Source organism: Rothia sp. 18CD1-1 (genome assembly GCF_055285355.1).
The window spans coordinates 129,312-145,837 of the sequence record NZ_JBUZLI010000004.1; the positions used below are offsets into that span (position 1 = coordinate 129,312).

Genomic DNA, 16,526 nt, shown 5'->3' on the forward strand with positions numbered 1-16,526 from the left:
TGTTTGGTGACATAATGGGAGAAGTATCGCACACACTTCGTGAAGAAGGCACACCATGAGCCAGACCAAAGCTCCACAAGAACAGGCGGAGCAGGCTCCGCACACGTTTAACACGGGCACAGCCATTAAGGTTGCCGCCATCGTGCTTGTAACCCTCGCCATTTATTTTCTGCCCGCACCGGAGGGGGTTGACCCACGCGGTATGCACATGACCGCAATTTTCGTGGGCACTATCCTAGGTCTCATTCTTCAGCCGCTCCCCACGGCGGCGGTAGCCATCATCGGTTTAGCGGTTGCCATGATTACCGGCACCATGACCGCCAAACAAGAGGCGCTACAGGGCTTTGGGGATGCAACCATTTGGCTGATCGTTGCGGCCTTCTTCATCGCCGACGGTTTTCTCATCACCGGCCTGGGCAAGCGGATTGCGCTCATCTTTGTGCGTATCCTGGGCAAGTCATCGCTGGGGCTCTCCTACGGCATGACAATCACCGACCTCATCCTATCCCCGGCAACCCCCTCAAACACGGCCCGCGCCGGCGGCGTGGTGTACCCGATTATTAAATCGCTGGCCAACCTCAACAACTCCGAGCCCGTCTCAGACGAATCACGCCGCCGCCTGGGCTCCTACCTCTCCCTGACCGCGGTGCAGGTCAACACCATCACCTCGGCCATGTTTATTACCGCCATGGCGGGCAACCCCATAGCGGTTGGGTTTGCCCGAGACAGGGGAGTTGACATCAGCTGGGGCACCTGGGCTCTGGCAGCTATCGTGCCCGGCCTTGCCGCCCTAACTTTTATGCCCTGGGCCATGAGCAAAATCTACCCGCCCACGCTCAAGAAAACCCCGCAAGCACCCGAGCAGGCAAGCACGGAGCTCTCCGCGATGGGCCCTATGAGCGGTAAAGAGTGGATCATGCTCGGTACTTTTGTGCTGCTGCTCATCCTCTGGATATGCAGCGAATTACTCGGAGTCTCCGCCACCGCGGCGGCCTTTTTGGGTATCGCTATCCTGCTCTGTACCGGCGTTATTACCTGGAAAGACATGGCGGCCAACTCGGGTGCATGGTCCACCCTCATCTTCTTCTCGGTGCTGGTGGGCATGGCAAACCACCTCAACGAGCTGGGGGTGATCGGCTGGATCGGCGACTCGGCGGCAAGAACCGTGGGAGGTCTCTCCTGGCCCGTCGCTCTCATCGCCCTCCTGCTGGTCTACTTCTACGTTCACTATCTCTTCGCCTCAAACACCGCGCAGATCGTGGCCATGTACTCGGTCTTTCTGGGCACCACTATCGCGGCAGGTGCCCCGCCGCTGCTCGCCGCACTCGCCTTCGGTTTTGCCGGAAACCTCATGGGCGGTCTTACCCACTACGCATCGGGCCCGGCCGGGGTAATCTACGGTTCGGGTTACGTGAAGACAACGGAGTGGTTTAGGATCGGTTTTATTGCCTCGCTCGCCAACCTCACCGTCTGGGGTGTGGTCGGTGGAATCTGGTGGATGGTCCTGGGCTACTTTTAAGCGCGGGGCAACCAACCGGGAGAGATGGGGGTGCCGCTGAGACGTGGTGTCGCCCGTGGGGTCCGGGTCCCCGTCAGCCTGTAAGGAGAATAGATGAGCTGTACCAGCAAAAAAATTACCGTGCTCACCACCGGGGGGACCATCGACAAAGAATATAATTTTGACTCCGAGATGGTGATCGGTGAGCCGCACATTGGTCGGATCCTAGCGCGGGTAATCACTGACCTCACCTTTGAGATTGAACCGGTACTCAAACTTGACTCACTCGATATGACCGACACGGACCGGTCGGTGCTTGCCGCGGCCCTCGAAAAAGTAGAGAGCAGCCGGGTGCTCATCACCCACGGCACCGATACCATGGCCGAAACCGCCCGCTACCTGCACCGCCACGCCAACCACACCGGAAAAACAGTGGTGCTCTGCGGGGCAATCCAGCCGGCGGCCATGCGCGATACAGACGCAGACTTTAACGTGGGTGCAGCGGTTGCGGCACTCAACCTCCTGGGGCCGGGTATCTATATATCCATGAGCGGGAAAATTTTTAACGCGGAGTCGGTGCGCAAAGACCGGGCGAGGGGAATTTTCACAGCGGCCGACGGGGACAGCAAGCTTCGATAAGATGGGGGAGAGCTACACCGATAGTCGCTAGTCGCTTCCGATCACCGGGCCGCGCACACCGGCAGCCCGCACGTGAACGGCTGCCCCGCGTGAGGACCCTCAGGGAGGAGAACAATGACCGAAAACAACAGCTACCGCCCGCAGGAATACGCTGGCCATAGTAACGGTGGCCAGCCGCAACCGCCGTCCTACGCCCAGTACATGGGCTATAACAGCCCCACCGCCCCCGTGGAGAAACCGGCTGTACCGGTACAGACCAGGGCGGCCATCTACATCATGTATGCGATAGTTGCCCTCAGCCTCACCAGCGCTCTTCTCACCGCGCTTTTCCCCCTACAGATGGTAAGCGTCTTGAGGGAGGGTAGATTCGGAGTAAACTACTCCTCCCTACCCAACCATGAATACTTTAGTTTGCTCGCTACCCTCGGCCTCATTTTTGAATTTATTTTCTGTACAGCCTACGTCATCTTTGCGATCTTTGCCCGGCGGGGGGCCAACTGGGCCAGGATCGTTGTGACTGTTATTTTTGGCCTCTCCATTTTTGATCTTTTGCAGGTTTTAACCGCGGACCTCAGCAGATTTACCCTCCCCACTCTCGTGGCCTTGCTGGGCGTTATCTCGGCTCTGCTGGCTGTAGCGGGTATCGTTCTACTCTGGCTGGCACCGTCGAATGACTATTACAAATCCATGAAAACCTACCGCCAATGGCGGGTTCAATCCGCCCAGTACCGATAAGATCCGGAGGAGCAGGCCCCGGGTTAGGGGCCGGTGGTCGGCAGAGCCGCACTGCCCCTTGAAAGGGGGACAAGCTGTCTTCTTTAGGGTAGGCTGTAAAAGTCAAACCTCCTATTGGTGCTTGTCAGAGGGCAAAAACCTCGCAGGCACCGCCGAACAGTCCTGCCTCATGCACATACTCCTCATTACACACCACTACGAGCCAGAGATCGGCGCACCGCAGAGGCGTTGGTCTGCTCTGATCGAGCGCTGGCAGGAGGCCGGGCACAGGGTCACCGTCTTCTGTCCACCGCCACACTACCCGGACAGGGTCTCAACCCGGTCCCAGCGCGGGAGCAAAAATCGTGCCCTGCGGAGGGAGACCGGCAGACACGGCGAAACCCTGGTGCGTATGCCCTATATTTTGCACGGTTTTTCTTCCTACAGCCGCACGCTTGACCAGCTGGTTACCGCCGGTTGCACGGCGACCTATGCGGCGGTGGACGGCCTTATCCGGCAGCTCACCGGCTGCGGATATAGCCTGGTTATCAGCACGATCCCCGGCCTGCCCAGCCTGTTCGCCGGCTGCACCCTGGCAAAACTTCTGGGTATTCCCCACATCGCGGAAATGCGTGACGCCTGGCCCGATATCGTGACCGGGACCCCCGAGCCCCGGCGCGGGTCACGCTCCGTCGGGCAGTTAGCCAAAAACATGCTTTACAGGGCAGTTACCGCCGCACAGCGTTCGGCGGACGCGGTGGTGACCACCACCGAGCAGTTCGCCCAGCTTCTGCGCACGCGCGGGGTGGGCACGGTGACCGCCATTCCCAATGGTGCAGACGCCGGGGAATTCGACGAACTTGTGCCGCTCACCCCGGACCTTCACCGTGACCGCGCAGACGCGGAGCTGCGGGTGCAGTATCTGGGTACGGTGGGTAGAAGCCAGAGCCTTACGGTTCTTCTGAGGGCCCTGGAGATTGTGAGAACTCGCGCGCCGCACCTCAACATCCGGGCACGGATCGTGGGTAGCGGGGCGCAGCTGTCTCAGCTGAAAGCGGCGGCAGCGGATAAGAATCTTCCCCTCGATTTTCTGCCACCGGTTAGCCGGGGTGCGCTACCGGCAACCTACCGGTGGGCCGACGTCGCGCTGGTTTCTCTCAAAGATAACGGACCCTTTCACTGGACGGTCCCCTCCAAAATTTTTGAGCTGCTGGCTATCCGCCGCCGCGTGATCGCCCTGGTTGAGGGGGATGCGGCCGATATTGTGAGGGCTTCGGGGGTGGGTACCGTGCTCGCCGCAGAAGATGCGCGGGGACTCGCCGACGAACTCCAGCGGCTGGCCGAAAACCCCCGGCTCCTGTGCGTGGGATCGTCGGGGGTACAACTGCTGCGAACGAGCTATAGCTATGGGCTGATGTCGGATAGGTACCTGCGCCTGATAGATCGGATAGCCGGTGAGGGGCGGGGTACCGCGGGGCGAGCCCTGGGGGTGGCGAGGTGAATAGCGTAGAGCGGGTGCGCGGCCTGGGGCGCAACGCAGTGATAGTTGCACAGGTGGTGGGGCGAAACCTGGTTGACGACCCGGTGCTCTTTGCTCTTCAGGTGAGCAGGAGACTTCCCGATACCGTCTCCGGGAGGCTGGCACAGCTGCTGATACGTCTACCCGGCGCCGGCCTCCGTGCCCTGGGCCACCAGATGCGGGGGCAGAAGGAACTGTATGAACCCGCGCAGGAACTTTTGCGCAGACCGGGGCGGGGGTTGCAGCGCCGCATCGCTGCTGAGGTGGCGATAGGCTACGGCCTGGTTGACTGGCGTAGCGAGTCCCTACCCGCTATCACCAGGGCCCGGGCCGCCTGGGATTCCGGTGCTGTTTCTGCCGCCGTTGAGCTGGCTGAGGTGGCCGGTGCCCGGTCGTATGCCCGCCGCCTGCGCGGAGAAATAAATATGCTTGAAGATACATATAGGGTGTTGTTGCCCGGTACCGGCACACCTCTACCGGTACCTGGGCAGGCGGCAGCCGTCTCAGCCGGTACCGCAAAACCCAGCGTGCTGCACCTACTCACCAACTCGCTGCCCGACACCCAGTCGGGATACACCCTGCGCAGCCAGCGGCTACTGGGCGCCCTCCGCGAGAGGGGGGTGAAAGTGCGGGGAGTAACCCGTATCGGCTACCCGGTGACCATCGGCAGACTGACAGCTGCCGATACGGTGGAGGTGGACGGTATCCCCTATCGGCGGGCTCTACCGCTCGTCCCGGCACCAACCCACCCGCAGCGGCTCACCCAGTGGGCAAAAATCCTGCTGGCGGAGGCCGCTGTGCACCCGCCGCAACTGATACACACCACCACCAACTATCCCAACGCACTGGTGGCTGAGGCGGTCGCCCAAAAATTGGGGGTGCCCTGGATCTACGAGGCTCGCGGGGTTATGGAAGAGACCTGGGTGAGCTCCAAGAAAACCGCCGCAGCGGCAGCGGAGGCAGAAACAAGCCAGCGATTCCGCCTTATGCGACAGCGGGAAACCACTATGATGCTGCGGGCTGACCACGTCATCACGCTGAGCGAGACCATGAAAAGTATTTTTGTCTCTCGCGGGATTCCCGCCCACAAAATCACGGTGATCCCCAACGCGGTCGATAGCGGCCTTCTCCGGGAGGATCTCACCCCGGTGCAGGCACGAAAACGTCTGGGTCTCGACATGGGCGGGTTCTGGGTGGGGTCGGTCAGTTCACTGGTCGACTACGAGGGGTTTGACACCCTGCTGCTGGCGGTAGCGGAACTGCGCCGTGCCGGCCACGATGTGCGGGTGCTTTTAGCCGGTGACGGTGCTGCCCGCACCGGCCTTCAACGCCTTGCCGCCGAGCTGGCAGCGGATACCGCCGGGGGAGACTTCACCGTTTTTCTGGGGAAAATTCCCCGGGAAAAAGCCGCGCTGGCCCACCAGGCGCTTAACCTTTTTGTGGTTCCGCGCCGCAACGACCGCGTGTGCAGGTCGGTGACGCCGCTCAAACCGATCGAGGCGATGGCTCTGGGGCGTGCAACGGTGATGTCCGATATTCCCCCGCTGGCCGAACTCGTCAATAACGGCGTGAGCGCCCCGACCGGTAAACTGTGTACAGCTCAGAGCCCGCAGAGTTTTGCCGCGGCGATTCTTGAGGTGATGGGCAGTGAGGCAGAAGCTGCCGCCTATGCGGCGGCGGGGCGGCAGTTTGCGCGTACAAGAACCTGGGCGGGCAACGCTGCCCTCCTGGAAGATCTTTATTCTCGTGTGGTGAAGGAGGGCTTCGGTGGCTAGACACCTGCATAAAAATCCGCAAAATGTATCGCGGGCGGGGCGGAGCGGCCGGCAGCCAAGGCACGGGCCCCAGCTTTATACGGTCCGCTACCCGCTTGACCCGAGCCTGCGCCGCTACAGGGTCCCGATCGAATCGGGGCAGCTGAAGCCGGTGGGGGTGCGTTCCTCACCCCTCACCTATCTACGGGAAACCTGGGATAGGCGCGGGTATATCTGGAAGGAGGCGCAGACCAGGGCCCGCACCCAAAACGCCCAGCACAGGCTGGGTGTGTGGTGGCTGGTGCTGAAACCGACCACCGACGCTGTCTTCTACTGGGTCCTCTTTGCCCTGCTCCTGAAAACTTCGCGGGGCATGGAGAACTACACCGCCTACATCATTATTGGTGTGCTGATGTTTCAGTACTTTGCGGCGGCAATAACCGGTAGCAGTTCGGTGATGAAGTCGGGGCGGGCCATGATGAGAGCCTTCTCTTTCCCCCGGCTGAGTATCCCGCTGTCATTTGCGCTGCGCTCGGCCATGAACCAGGTGCCGGTGGTGGCGGTTATCCTGGTGGGGATAGTGCTGATACCTCCCCACGCCTACCCCGCTTTCTCCTGGGTACTGTTGGTTCCGCTCTTTGGCCTGTGCTTTATCTTTAACCTTGGCGTGACGCTGCTGATTGCCCGTATCGGCTACGTCTTTCCCGACCTCCACCAGTTTCTGGGTGTGCTCACCCGCTTCCTCATGTACGGTTCAGCGGTGCTTTTCCCCATTGAGCAGTTTATTAACCACCCGCTGATCACCCAGATAGTGACAATGAACCCCATCTATATTTTCTTGAACCTTTTCCGGGTGATTCTCATTGACGGCATGGCGGGGGCCGCGGGGCAGTGGCTGGCGGCAGCGGGGTGGTCCTGCGGTGTGCTGGTGGTGGGCTTCTTTGTTTTCTGGAGTGCGGAGGAGGTTTACAACCGTGAACTTAACTGAGAGCGAACGGCAACCCATCGATATCCCCTGGGGGAACGGGCCCGCCGACATATACGGTGCACACCCCCTGCCCAACCTGGTTGTCAACAGGGTTTCCCTTGACTACCGGGTGCCGGTATCGCGCGGTCTCTTTAAACCTGCCCGGTACCGGACGGTGCACGCGGTCAAGCCCCTCACTTTCGTCGCCGGCGAGGGCGAATTTATTGGCTTGGTGGGGCGCAACGGTGCCGGCAAAAGTTCCCTGCTGCGCATGATAGCCGGGCTGGAGGCACCCACCGCGGGACAAATTTTTGCCAGCTCAAAACCGGCCCTCATCGGTGTCTCTGCGGCCCTGAACCCCCAGCTGACCGGCTACGAGAATATCGAGCTGGGGTGCCTGGCGATGGGGCTGAAAAAGAGTGAGATCGAGCTAGCCCGCGAGCGCATCATTGAGCTGGCCGGGTTGGAGGAGGCCCTGGAGCGGCCCATGAAAACCTATTCGTCGGGGATGAGCTCCCGGCTGAGTTTTTCCATTATGCTGGCTAACCGGCCCCGCATTATGCTGATTGATGAGGCCCTGGCTACCGGTGATGCGGCGTCTTCGGAGCGCTACAAGAACGCGATGGATGATCTGCTGGACAGGGCGGGAACCGTTTTTCTGGTGAGCCACGCGGCACAGACTATTGAGAATATGTGCACCCGTGCCCTGTGGATTGATGCCGGGGAGTTTGTCATGGACGGTGACGCCCGTGAGGTTGCGCGCAAGTACCGCTGGTTTGCCCACAATCTGGCGCAGGGTAAGGAGGGGAAGGCGGCTAAGCTGCTGGACGATGCCCGTCGGGAGGGGAGAGCCGGATATGTGAAGAATACCGATTAGGGGTCCTCTTCCCACCCCTCGAGCCGATGCTCGATGTATTTGTACTGTTTGAATTCGCCGATGTCGTGTGATGGAGCCTGATTCGTGTGGCCACTCAAAAAATAAAGGTGATGACCGTCTATGGTACGCGCCCCGAAGCCATTAAGGTGGCGCCGGTTGTGAGCGCGCTGGAGAGGTCCGATGTTTTTGAATCAATTCCGGTGGTGACCGGCCAGCACCGGCAGATGCTCGCCCAGGTGAACAGGGTTTTTGGTATCCGCCCCCGCTACGATCTCAACGTGATGGCTGAGCGGCAGGGTCTCAACGGGCTTTTGGCTAGGGTGATCGCCGGGATCGACGGTGTCTATGAGCGTTTTCGCCCGGATGCTGTGCTGGTTCAGGGGGATACGTCGAGCGCCGTGGGGGCGGCTCTTGCCGCTTTTAACCGGAAGATTCCCGTGGTGCATGTTGAGGCGGGTTTGAGGTCCGGTGATATAGGTTCGCCGTTTCCTGAGGAGGCTAACCGTCGGATTATTTCGCAGATTGCCTCCCTGCACCTTGCCCCCACGGAGCGTACCCGGAAGAATCTTTTGCGTGAGGGCCACCGGGCGGAGACCATTGTGGTGACCGGTAATACGGTGATTGATGCGCTTTTAGAGGCGCTGGATTCACCGGTGGGTTTTAGCGATGAGCGGTTTGAGCAGGTGGTGAACAGCGGTAGGCGGATTGTGCTGGTGACCACCCACCGGCGGGAGAATCTGGGGCAGGGTATCCAGCGTATCGGTAGGGCTGTGGCGGAGTTGGCTGACCGCTACCCGGACACCTATTTCGTGGTGCCGCTGCACCCGAATCCCGCTGTTCAAGAGACTATCCGCCCCCACCTTTTGCGCGGCAATATTGTGGTGAGCACCCCGATTGCCTACGGTGATTTTGCGCGGCTGATGCGGCACACCTACCTGGTACTTACCGATTCCGGGGGGATTCAGGAGGAGGCTCCGAGTTTGGGCATACCGGTGCTGGTGATGCGCAAGAGCACCGAGCGGCAGGAGGGGGTGAAGGCGGGCACCCTTAAACTCATCGGCACCAAGAAAACGCGCATTGTGAGGCAGGCTAGCGCGCTTTTAGATAACCCCGACAAGCACGCTAAGATGGCGCAGAAGAAAAACCCCTACGGTAGCGGGGACGCTGCGGAAAAAATTGTGCGGGCTCTCCGGGACCTTTTGGTCTAGGGGTTAGCGCCAGACACCTCTGGTGTCGATCACCTGTGTGCCGGCTAGTTTCTGGGTGAGTTCGGCTGCGGTTGGTGCGGTGAATTCGCGGTGATCGACCAGTAAAACGACAAGGTCTGCGCGCTGTAGGGCCTCCTCAAAGCCGGCGAGTTCAAGGTTGGTCAACCCCCCGAGGGCGTCGGGTAGGGCGGTGATGTGGGGTTCAACCGCGAGAAGAGTGGCCTGCGGGAACCTCTCTGCCAGGGTGCGGGTGATCGCCACAGCCGGGGATCCGCGGAGGTCGTCGATATCGGCTTTGAAGGCCAGACCGAGCACGGCGATCACCGGTGCCCGGCGGTCACCGAGGGCCGCCTCCACCCGATCAACCACCCAGCCGGGTTTGGAGTCATTGACCTGCCGGGCGGTGCGCACCAGGTGTGAGTTGTGCGGGTCCGCGGAGACAATAAACCAGGGGTCAACGGCGATACAGTGTCCGCCCACCCCGGGGCCGGGCTGCAGAATATTCACCCGCGGATGCTTGTTGGCTAGGCTAATGAGCTCCCACACGTCAACCCCGAGGCCGTCGGCAACCATCGACAGCTCGTTGGCAAAGGCAATATTGACATCGCGGTAGGAATTCTCGGTGAGCTTGACCAGCTCCGCGGTGACATCGTCGGTTACCGCCAGCTCACCGGTGCAGAAAGTGCGGTAAACATCGCGGGCGAGTTCGGCGGCGCGCGGTGTCTGCCCGCCGATAATGCGCGAGTTGGTGGTCAACTCCTGGAGTGAACGACCGGGCAGGATGCGCTCGGGACAGTAGGCGAAGTAGACCACAGGTTTCCCGTGCGGGTTCTCGCTGCCGTCGGCGACCAGATCGGGGCGCAGCTCAAGGATAGCGTCCGCCAACTTGCGGGTGGTCGTGGGCGGGGACGTGGACTCGAGAATAATAAGTTCACCGCCGGTCAGCTGCCCGGCAATACTCTCGGCTGCCGCCATAACAAACGAAAGATCAGCCTGGTGGCTGTCGGTGAAAGGGGTGGGCACAGCAATCACATAGGTGTCCGAGGCAAAGATGCTCGTACTCGCCCTAAAATAACCGCTGGCTAGGGCGGCCTCCAGCTCGTCCTGAAGCCCGGGCTCCACAATGGTCACCTCACCCCGGCTAATCCTCTCAACGGCCGCGGCATCGGTATCAAAGCCCCTCACCCGTATCCCGTGATTGGCCATCACCAGGGCGGTGGGCAACCCAATATATCCCAGACCTACCAGCGTCAGGGTGGGGGAAGAAACAGACACGATACCCTCTTTTCGACGGTTGACTAGGAACAACTATAAACACGGACTCAGGCCCCATCGTACAGCAGGACTATCACACCGACCGTAATCTTAGGCTAGACTTACAGACGCGGAACCCATTATCTTTCATCGCTTGCTAGAGTGTTGAAGACCAAACGTAGGTTACAAATTCAAGGGCGTGAACGAGAAGAACTATGGCTCAAAAAACCGGTGGGGACAACACCCTAGAGCTCATGACAGATATTTTAGAAACCAACCACCACGCACCCTCCACCCTCCCCCTGCACTCCTTCCTCACCCCCGCCCGACCCATAAAAATCACCCCCGAAGAAATAATCACCCGAAAAATATTCGACTACCTGGGCGGCCGCCGCTGGGGATACGCGCGCAGAGCCCGCGAAAAACTCCTGAACCTGACCACCGGCCGAGGACTATCTACAGCCCCCGTCTTCCTCCTCGAAAGCCTCTCAGATATTTTTGAGGGCAAAGTGGAACGGGCGGTCAGCGCCTACCGGAAGGCATCCCATCAAGAGCACAAAGACAACCATGTACTCGACTTCTATATCGTCCGCGAATTCCTCACCTACCTGGGGGCCGACCGCCTCGAAACACCCCCTCCGGCCATCACCGACCAAGAACTCGCGCGGGCCCGCTGGTTTTTCTCCCCTATCGCCAGTGTGCTCTACCGCAGCAGGCAGGAAACCAGTAATGTGGTGATCAACGAGCTGGGCCAGCTCGCCGATGCCCTCATCAACGAACCGGGGACCACAAGATTTACCGCCGTCATACTGCGCGCCATCCAGGGCAACCGCCTCATTGAACGGGGAGAATACGCCTGGGCGCAGCGAGTCCTCACCTACACGCAGAAACGCGCGGACCGTCTCATGAGCTTTAACACCGCGCTCACCGACGGCATTCAGCGGGATCTCGCCATCGCCCACAACGGTTTAGCTCACCTTTCTTACCAGTAACAGCCGCCGAGAGAAAGCAGGAACACCGCGTGAACCACAGTAGAGGCTTGCCGGAACATCGTATTCTCGCAGACAGCCGTCTGTACCACCGCAGGCCCCTCTTCTCCATTACCGTGGCGGTCTACAACGTCGAAAAATATATGGCCAGCACCCTACGTTCTTTTCGGCGACAGGATATTTCCCCCGAACTGGTCGAATACCTCATCGTCGATGACGGCTCGGTAGATTCTTCGGTAGATATTGCCACACGCTTTGCCGACCGCCACCCCAATGTGCTGGTGGTTACCAAAGAAAATGGTGGGGTGGCCGAAACCCGCAAACTGGCGTTAGCGCTCGCCCGCGGCGAGTGGGTGAGCGCGGTGGACCCCGACGACCTCATCCGCTCCAACTATTTTTCAGAAGCCAAACGGTTTCTTGACGCCGACACCCGTGGGCAGATTTCCCTGCTCAGCTCCAGGGTCTTTATCACCGACGGCTCAGACGGAAGTTACCGCGACACCCACCCCCTGGGGGTGAAATTTCGCGGCGGTAACCGGGTGGTTTCCATGCTGGAGGAACCCACCGCGATCCAGATGGGTGCCACCACCTTTATGCGGCTGGACGTGCTCCGCCGGTACGGGCTCACCTTTGAAACAGACATCACCCCGACCTTTGAGGACGGCAACCTGGTCTGCCGCTATCTCGCTCATTTTGAGGAGCCGGTGGTGGGTCTGCTGGCCACCTCCCACTACTTCTACCGTAAGCGCTCGGACAGCTCCTCCCTGGTGCAGTCGAGCTGGCTTAAACCCGAACGTTACACCGTGGTCCCCGAGCTCGGCTACCTGGGGGCCCTCACCTATGCTGAAGAGCGCCTGGGCTATATTCCCGACTGGCTGGCTAACGTGATCCTCTACGACCTCATGTGGTACTTCAAAGAGGACGAAAAAATGGGGTCCGCGGTATCCGGTATCGACACATTGCTCAAAAGTGCCTTTATGTTGGCTGCCGAGAAGATTTTTGCCAAGCTCAGCTACGAGCAGATACTGCGGCAGACACTCAACAAGCCGGCCTGGCGGCTGCGGGAGTCCCTGCTCCGCAGGTTCGATCTTGAGCCCTCTGCCGCCCGGATTTTCCGGTGGGGCCGGCGCCCTGACGGGCGGCGCAACTATTCCCTGGTCACCTCGCCCGGTTCCCACGATATCCGCGTCTACTCGGCGGGCAAGCTGCTGGAGGTGACACACGAGGGTGCCACCAACCGTATCTACTTCAACGAGATTTTTGCTACCGAATACTCTTTCTCCCTCCCCGAGGCTCCCACCTATTTTGTGGTTGATGGCCAGTACCTCACCTCGGTGGGTAAGCTGCCGCCGGTCAGGCTAGCCGGCCCCTCCAGCTACCTGTCTCGGGTCACCGATCAGATCCGCTCCTCCACACCCGCCTACACCACCGGCCAGAAAATCCTCCAACGGTGGCGGGTGGCCGCAGGAATCCAGAATGTCAGCCTCGGGGAGGTGGCCCGGCAAAAACTGGTCGCCAATATCAGGCGTCTTTTTGCGCGACGGAAACCCGACCCTGACAAGCAGACCCGCCGGGATGTTGAACAGTTTATCGCCGGAGGTAAAGCCGAGAAATACAGGGGAGCCTGGCTACTGCTCGACCACCCGGACCGGGCCGATGACAACGCCGAGCACCTCTACCGCCACCTACTGAGGGAAGAGAAAGATACCGCGGCCTACTTTCTGCTGGAGCGCAGCTCACCCGACTGGGAACGGCTGGAGGCGGAGGGGTTTAGGCTGATCGACTACGGGTCGGTGGAGGCGATGGCCGCTGCCCGCAGTGCGGCCGTGGTGGCCTCCTCGGACGCGGTGGAAGAGTGTATCTACCCGGCCCCCCGCACCATTTTTGGTGCCCCCTCCTACCGGTTTATCTTCCTCCAGCACGGTATCACCAAGGACGATATATCGCGCTGGGTCAACGGCAAGAAAATTGACCTGGTGGTCTCCTCCACCCTGGCAGAATACCGGTCTTTCACCTGGCTTGATTCACCCTACGAATACAAGTACTACAACTCGGCGATTACCGGTATGGCCCGCTATGACAACCTTTACCGTCTGGCCCGAAACCGGACAGGCCGCCCCGGACAGGCCCGCTCCATTTTTGTGATGCCCACCTGGCGGCAGGAGCTACGTAACAGTATCAACGCCGCGGACAGCGAGCAGGAGCGGCTTCGTATACTCAAAGACTCAGAGTTCTACAAGAACTGGTGGGGTTTTCTCGGCGATCGGCGGATAGCGGGCCTTTTAGAAGAGCAGAAAATCCGCATTAACTTTATGGTGCACCCCAGTTTTGGGGACACCTTTAACAGTATTGACCGATCCGAGGGCATCACCTTCCTCATGCCCGGGGAAAGCGCCTTTCAAGAGCTTATTGCCGATGCCGACATCTTTCTCACCGACTACTCCTCCCTGGCCTTTGACTGCGCATACATCGACACCCCGCTCGCCTATTTCCAGTTTGACCGCGCTACCATGTTCTCGGGCGGGCACACCTACCGGCAGGGCTACTTCGACTACTTCCGCGACGGGCTGGGGCCGGTCTTTGAACACAGGGATGTTTTGGTGTCCTGGGTTGTTGATACCCTCAATAGTGGCTGCCGCATGGAACGCCAGTACGAACTACGCCGTCGTCAGACCTACCGCTATATCGATGACCACAACTGTGCGCGTATCACCGAGGTGATCAAACACATGGTTGCCGGAGATTGGCCGCCTGACGACTGTGAATATATTTCACTACCGGAAAGGTCACTGTAATGCTCATTGAGGGTATCAATGAATATAGAACCTCACAGGGACTCATCAAATATAAATTTCGCAGGGGAAGAAGCGATCGGAAACACCTGCTGGTTATTTTTTCCGGTTTCCGCACGAAAGACACCCTGGACTTTGGCGGATCCGCTATCGACTCTATCCAGCACAACGTGCTGTGGCTCTACGACGAGTTTGGGGAGCCCACCGAGAACTCCTACTATATAGTGCAGGACGGCCGTGACACGCCCGGGCGGATTGTTCAAGAATTTATTGGTCTGGTGTGCACCTGGCAGGGGCTCACTGTCGATGATCTCACCTTCGCCGGGTTCTCTAAGGGGGGATCGGCTGCCCTCTACCACGGGCTCACCCTGAAGGTGGGCGCGGTGGTGGTGACCGTGCCGCAGTTTGCTATCGGCAGCTACGTACGCAAAAACTGGGAGCGGGTTTTTGAGCGGATGCGGGCCGGGGTGGACGCCGATCGGGAGGTGGCCGAGCTCGACTCGATCATGCCCGAGCTTTTGGAGGCGTCCCGCTACGTTTCCACCCACGTCTACCTTTTCTCTTCCCCCTCTGACCGCCAGTACTCCGAAGAGATTGTGCCCCACCTGGATGCCCTGCGCAGGCTGAGGTTCTTCAACTTTATTACAGCCCAGTCTCCGCTGATTACAGAGCACATCGATGTCACCCCCTACACGGTGCCGGATATTCTGGCCCTCTTTCAGCTCTGCGCTGATAAGTTCTACCCCTATTTTGGGGAGATCAGCCAGATCAGTGAAACCAATCGGGTACTGGTGCAGAATCAGCTTGACCGGCGGCAGGGGCTGGCGGTGATAGAAAACATGACGCGGCGCGGGGAGCGGGTTGATTTTGAGCTCACCACGCTTATTCGCGGGGTGCCGCAGACCGACTGGGGGGCGGTTGACCGCACCCTCATACTCACCGGCGGGCAGGGGCTGGTGAGGCTTCCGCTGGGGAAGAAAAAAGCTGGGCACCTGTCCCGCAGATACTTACAGGACACCTATGTCGACTACAGCGCGGCCATGTCCGTCTCCCCGCGAGATGCCGCCTATGATCCCGCTGTCTTTCCCCAAGGCACAAGCACCATGACGGTGGAAATGACGGCTCGACAGCAGGGCCTGAGCCTGGCCACCCCCCTGGTGGCGCCGGCCCCCCGATTCTTCCACACGGTGGCCGCGGGGAATATTCTGCTGGTTGAGGCCGATCCGGAAAAAACCACGCTGACGCGGTGGGAGATCGCCACTATGCCGGCCTCAGAGAGGGCCCTGGTCTCGGTGGACACCCTGGAAGTGGCCGATGACCGGCTCAGGGTGCGCGGGGTGTTCGCCCCGGCAGGCACCACGGTGCGTAACTGGGGCGATATATCCTACTACCTGGTGTTTCAGGGGGACTCCACCTGCACCGTGGCGAGACTAGGGCTGCTTGACTCCGCAGCGCGCATACGGGAACTGGGGCTTCCCCTCTCTCTGCGCAAAGCCTACTTCTCCGACCTGGCGGGGGAGGGCCTGGACCTTTCCAGCCTGGACCCCGGCGACTACTCGCTCTCCCTCATAGCCGTCAACGCCGATGTCTGCGCCAAAAGCACGGAGATGGGCGGTCTCACCGTTGACGGGGAAACCGGGCTTGCACTTATCCGCTAGTTATAATCTGAACTGCCATACTGCCTATTTCTAAGGAAGCTTTTCTGAGCGGTAGATTAATGTTTGCGTAGACGAGTAAGAACCCGTCCAATAGAGAGGGAACCTACAATAGCGGGAAATGATGCCATATTTCCGAAGGGAAAAATGTGTCGACGAGCGGAAACATTGACTGACCGTGTAGATAAGAAGAACACACGAGCCGCAAGTAGTCCCATCAGGGGTGCGGTGATAAGCCCGCCGTTATAACGACGCTGTACTAGTCCCCGCCCTATGTGGGACAAAGCGTTTCCCACCAGAGCAGCTGAGGGACTTCCTAAAAGTACGGCACGGCAGGTTCCCCGTGATTTGAGCCCTCCCTCCAGCAGAGTGCCTGCAATCGCTGTCAACAGAACGGTTGATAGGGCAAAAGAGCCCCTATCTTCCCATAGCCCTTTTAGCCTGACCCGGGGTAGTAAGGTTTCCACATCGCGCGACAGGTGGGAGACTTCCTCCCCGTTGTGCAGTAAAAATGCCCCTAAAAGTAGTCGCGCACAGTCTCGTTCATCGGCAAACATCAGAGAAATATCTTTTCAATATAAATGGACCGTCAATCTGGTAGAAAATTGATATGAAACCGTAAAGAATTCCTCTGTGGATTCTTCACGGCTCCATTTCCTC

The 16,526-nt window shown here is 59.7% G+C and carries 13 protein-coding genes; 11 read left to right on the forward strand and 2 right to left on the reverse strand.

Annotated features, from left to right (window positions below):
- The first annotated feature begins 55 nt into the window (after positions 1 to 55).
- From ACS1BR_RS04835 to wecB, 8 genes are all read left to right on the forward strand, one after another.
- Positions 56 to 1,519 (forward strand): anion permease, encoded by a 1,464-nt coding sequence (locus ACS1BR_RS04835; RefSeq protein WP_463560587.1) that lies wholly within the window; start codon positions 56 to 58, stop codon positions 1,517 to 1,519.
- 93 nt (positions 1,520 to 1,612) lie between these two features.
- Positions 1,613 to 2,137: an asparaginase domain-containing protein gene (locus ACS1BR_RS04840; protein ID WP_463560589.1), complete on the forward strand. Its 525-nt coding sequence runs from the start codon at positions 1,613 to 1,615 to the stop codon at positions 2,135 to 2,137.
- A 114-nt stretch (positions 2,138 to 2,251) separates the two neighbouring features.
- Positions 2,252 to 2,872, forward strand: a complete 621-nt coding sequence (locus tag ACS1BR_RS04845; protein WP_463560591.1) for a hypothetical protein — start codon at positions 2,252 to 2,254, stop codon at positions 2,870 to 2,872.
- A gap of 121 nt (positions 2,873 to 2,993) precedes the next feature.
- Positions 2,994 to 4,352 carry a glycosyltransferase family 4 protein gene (locus ACS1BR_RS04850; protein WP_463560596.1) on the forward strand — a complete coding sequence of 453 codons (1,359 nt, stop codon included), beginning with the start codon at positions 2,994 to 2,996 and terminating at the stop codon, positions 4,350 to 4,352.
- Entirely contained in the window at positions 4,349 to 6,145 is a 1,797-nt protein-coding gene (locus tag ACS1BR_RS04855) for a glycosyltransferase family 4 protein (RefSeq protein WP_463560600.1), read from the forward strand. The genes ACS1BR_RS04850 and ACS1BR_RS04855 overlap by 4 nt, the downstream gene beginning before the upstream one ends.
- A complete protein-coding gene (locus tag ACS1BR_RS04860) occupies positions 6,138 to 7,112 on the forward strand; it encodes an ABC transporter permease (RefSeq protein ID WP_463560602.1) in 975 nt (324 codons plus the stop codon). Before ACS1BR_RS04855 ends, ACS1BR_RS04860 begins: the two co-directional genes overlap by 8 nt.
- Positions 7,099 to 7,968, forward strand: coding sequence for an ABC transporter ATP-binding protein (locus tag ACS1BR_RS04865; protein ID WP_463560604.1), 870 nt, complete (start codon positions 7,099 to 7,101; stop codon positions 7,966 to 7,968). Before ACS1BR_RS04860 ends, ACS1BR_RS04865 begins: the two co-directional genes overlap by 14 nt.
- A gap of 110 nt (positions 7,969 to 8,078) precedes the next feature.
- Positions 8,079 to 9,176, forward strand: coding sequence for a non-hydrolyzing UDP-N-acetylglucosamine 2-epimerase (gene wecB, locus ACS1BR_RS04870; RefSeq protein ID WP_463560605.1), 1,098 nt, complete (start codon positions 8,079 to 8,081; stop codon positions 9,174 to 9,176).
- A gap of 3 nt (positions 9,177 to 9,179) precedes the next feature.
- Here the strand turns inward: wecB and wecC are convergent, their stop codons facing one another.
- Complete coding sequence (gene wecC, locus ACS1BR_RS04875; protein WP_463560607.1) at positions 9,180 to 10,451, reverse strand: UDP-N-acetyl-D-mannosamine dehydrogenase; 1,272 nt, start codon at positions 10,449 to 10,451, stop codon at positions 9,180 to 9,182.
- A 194-nt stretch (positions 10,452 to 10,645) separates the two neighbouring features.
- Between wecC and ACS1BR_RS04880 the strand changes: the two genes are divergently transcribed.
- From ACS1BR_RS04880 to ACS1BR_RS04890, 3 genes are read left to right on the forward strand one after another with little or no spacing between them, the layout of a single operon-like run.
- The gene (locus ACS1BR_RS04880) at positions 10,646 to 11,422 is read left to right on the forward strand and encodes a hypothetical protein (RefSeq protein ID WP_463560609.1); all 777 of its coding nucleotides are present in this window, start codon (positions 10,646 to 10,648) and stop codon (positions 11,420 to 11,422) included.
- 29 nt (positions 11,423 to 11,451) lie between these two features.
- Complete coding sequence (locus ACS1BR_RS04885; RefSeq protein WP_463560611.1) at positions 11,452 to 14,214, forward strand: bifunctional glycosyltransferase/CDP-glycerol:glycerophosphate glycerophosphotransferase; 2,763 nt, start codon at positions 11,452 to 11,454, stop codon at positions 14,212 to 14,214.
- Complete coding sequence (locus ACS1BR_RS04890) at positions 14,214 to 15,869, forward strand: hypothetical protein (protein ID WP_463560613.1); 1,656 nt, start codon at positions 14,214 to 14,216, stop codon at positions 15,867 to 15,869. The genes ACS1BR_RS04885 and ACS1BR_RS04890 overlap by 1 nt, the downstream gene beginning before the upstream one ends.
- Positions 15,870 to 15,925: 56 nt before the next feature.
- Here ACS1BR_RS04890 and ACS1BR_RS04895 read toward each other — a convergent pair whose 3' ends face one another.
- Positions 15,926 to 16,423: an HXXEE domain-containing protein gene (locus ACS1BR_RS04895; RefSeq protein ID WP_463560615.1), complete on the reverse strand. Its 498-nt coding sequence runs from the start codon at positions 16,421 to 16,423 to the stop codon at positions 15,926 to 15,928.
- Between the last annotated feature and the right edge of the window lie 103 nt (positions 16,424 to 16,526).

Excerpts from the sequence above, each read along its gene's own strand:
- ACS1BR_RS04845 (WP_463560591.1), top strand. The coding sequence starts at position 2,252 with ATGACCGAAAACAACAGCTACCGCCCGCAGGAATACGCTGGCCATAGT.
- ACS1BR_RS04895 (WP_463560615.1), bottom strand. The coding sequence starts at position 16,423 with ATGTTTGCCGATGAACGAGACTGTGCGCGACTACTTTTAGGGGCATTT.
- ACS1BR_RS04890 (WP_463560613.1), top strand. The coding sequence starts at position 14,214 with ATGCTCATTGAGGGTATCAATGAATATAGAACCTCACAGGGACTCATC.
- ACS1BR_RS04880 (WP_463560609.1), top strand. The coding sequence starts at position 10,646 with ATGGCTCAAAAAACCGGTGGGGACAACACCCTAGAGCTCATGACAGAT.
- wecB (WP_463560605.1), top strand. The coding sequence starts at position 8,079 with ATGACCGTCTATGGTACGCGCCCCGAAGCCATTAAGGTGGCGCCGGTT.
- ACS1BR_RS04840 (WP_463560589.1), top strand. The coding sequence starts at position 1,613 with ATGAGCTGTACCAGCAAAAAAATTACCGTGCTCACCACCGGGGGGACC.
- ACS1BR_RS04835 (WP_463560587.1), top strand. The coding sequence starts at position 56 with ATGAGCCAGACCAAAGCTCCACAAGAACAGGCGGAGCAGGCTCCGCAC.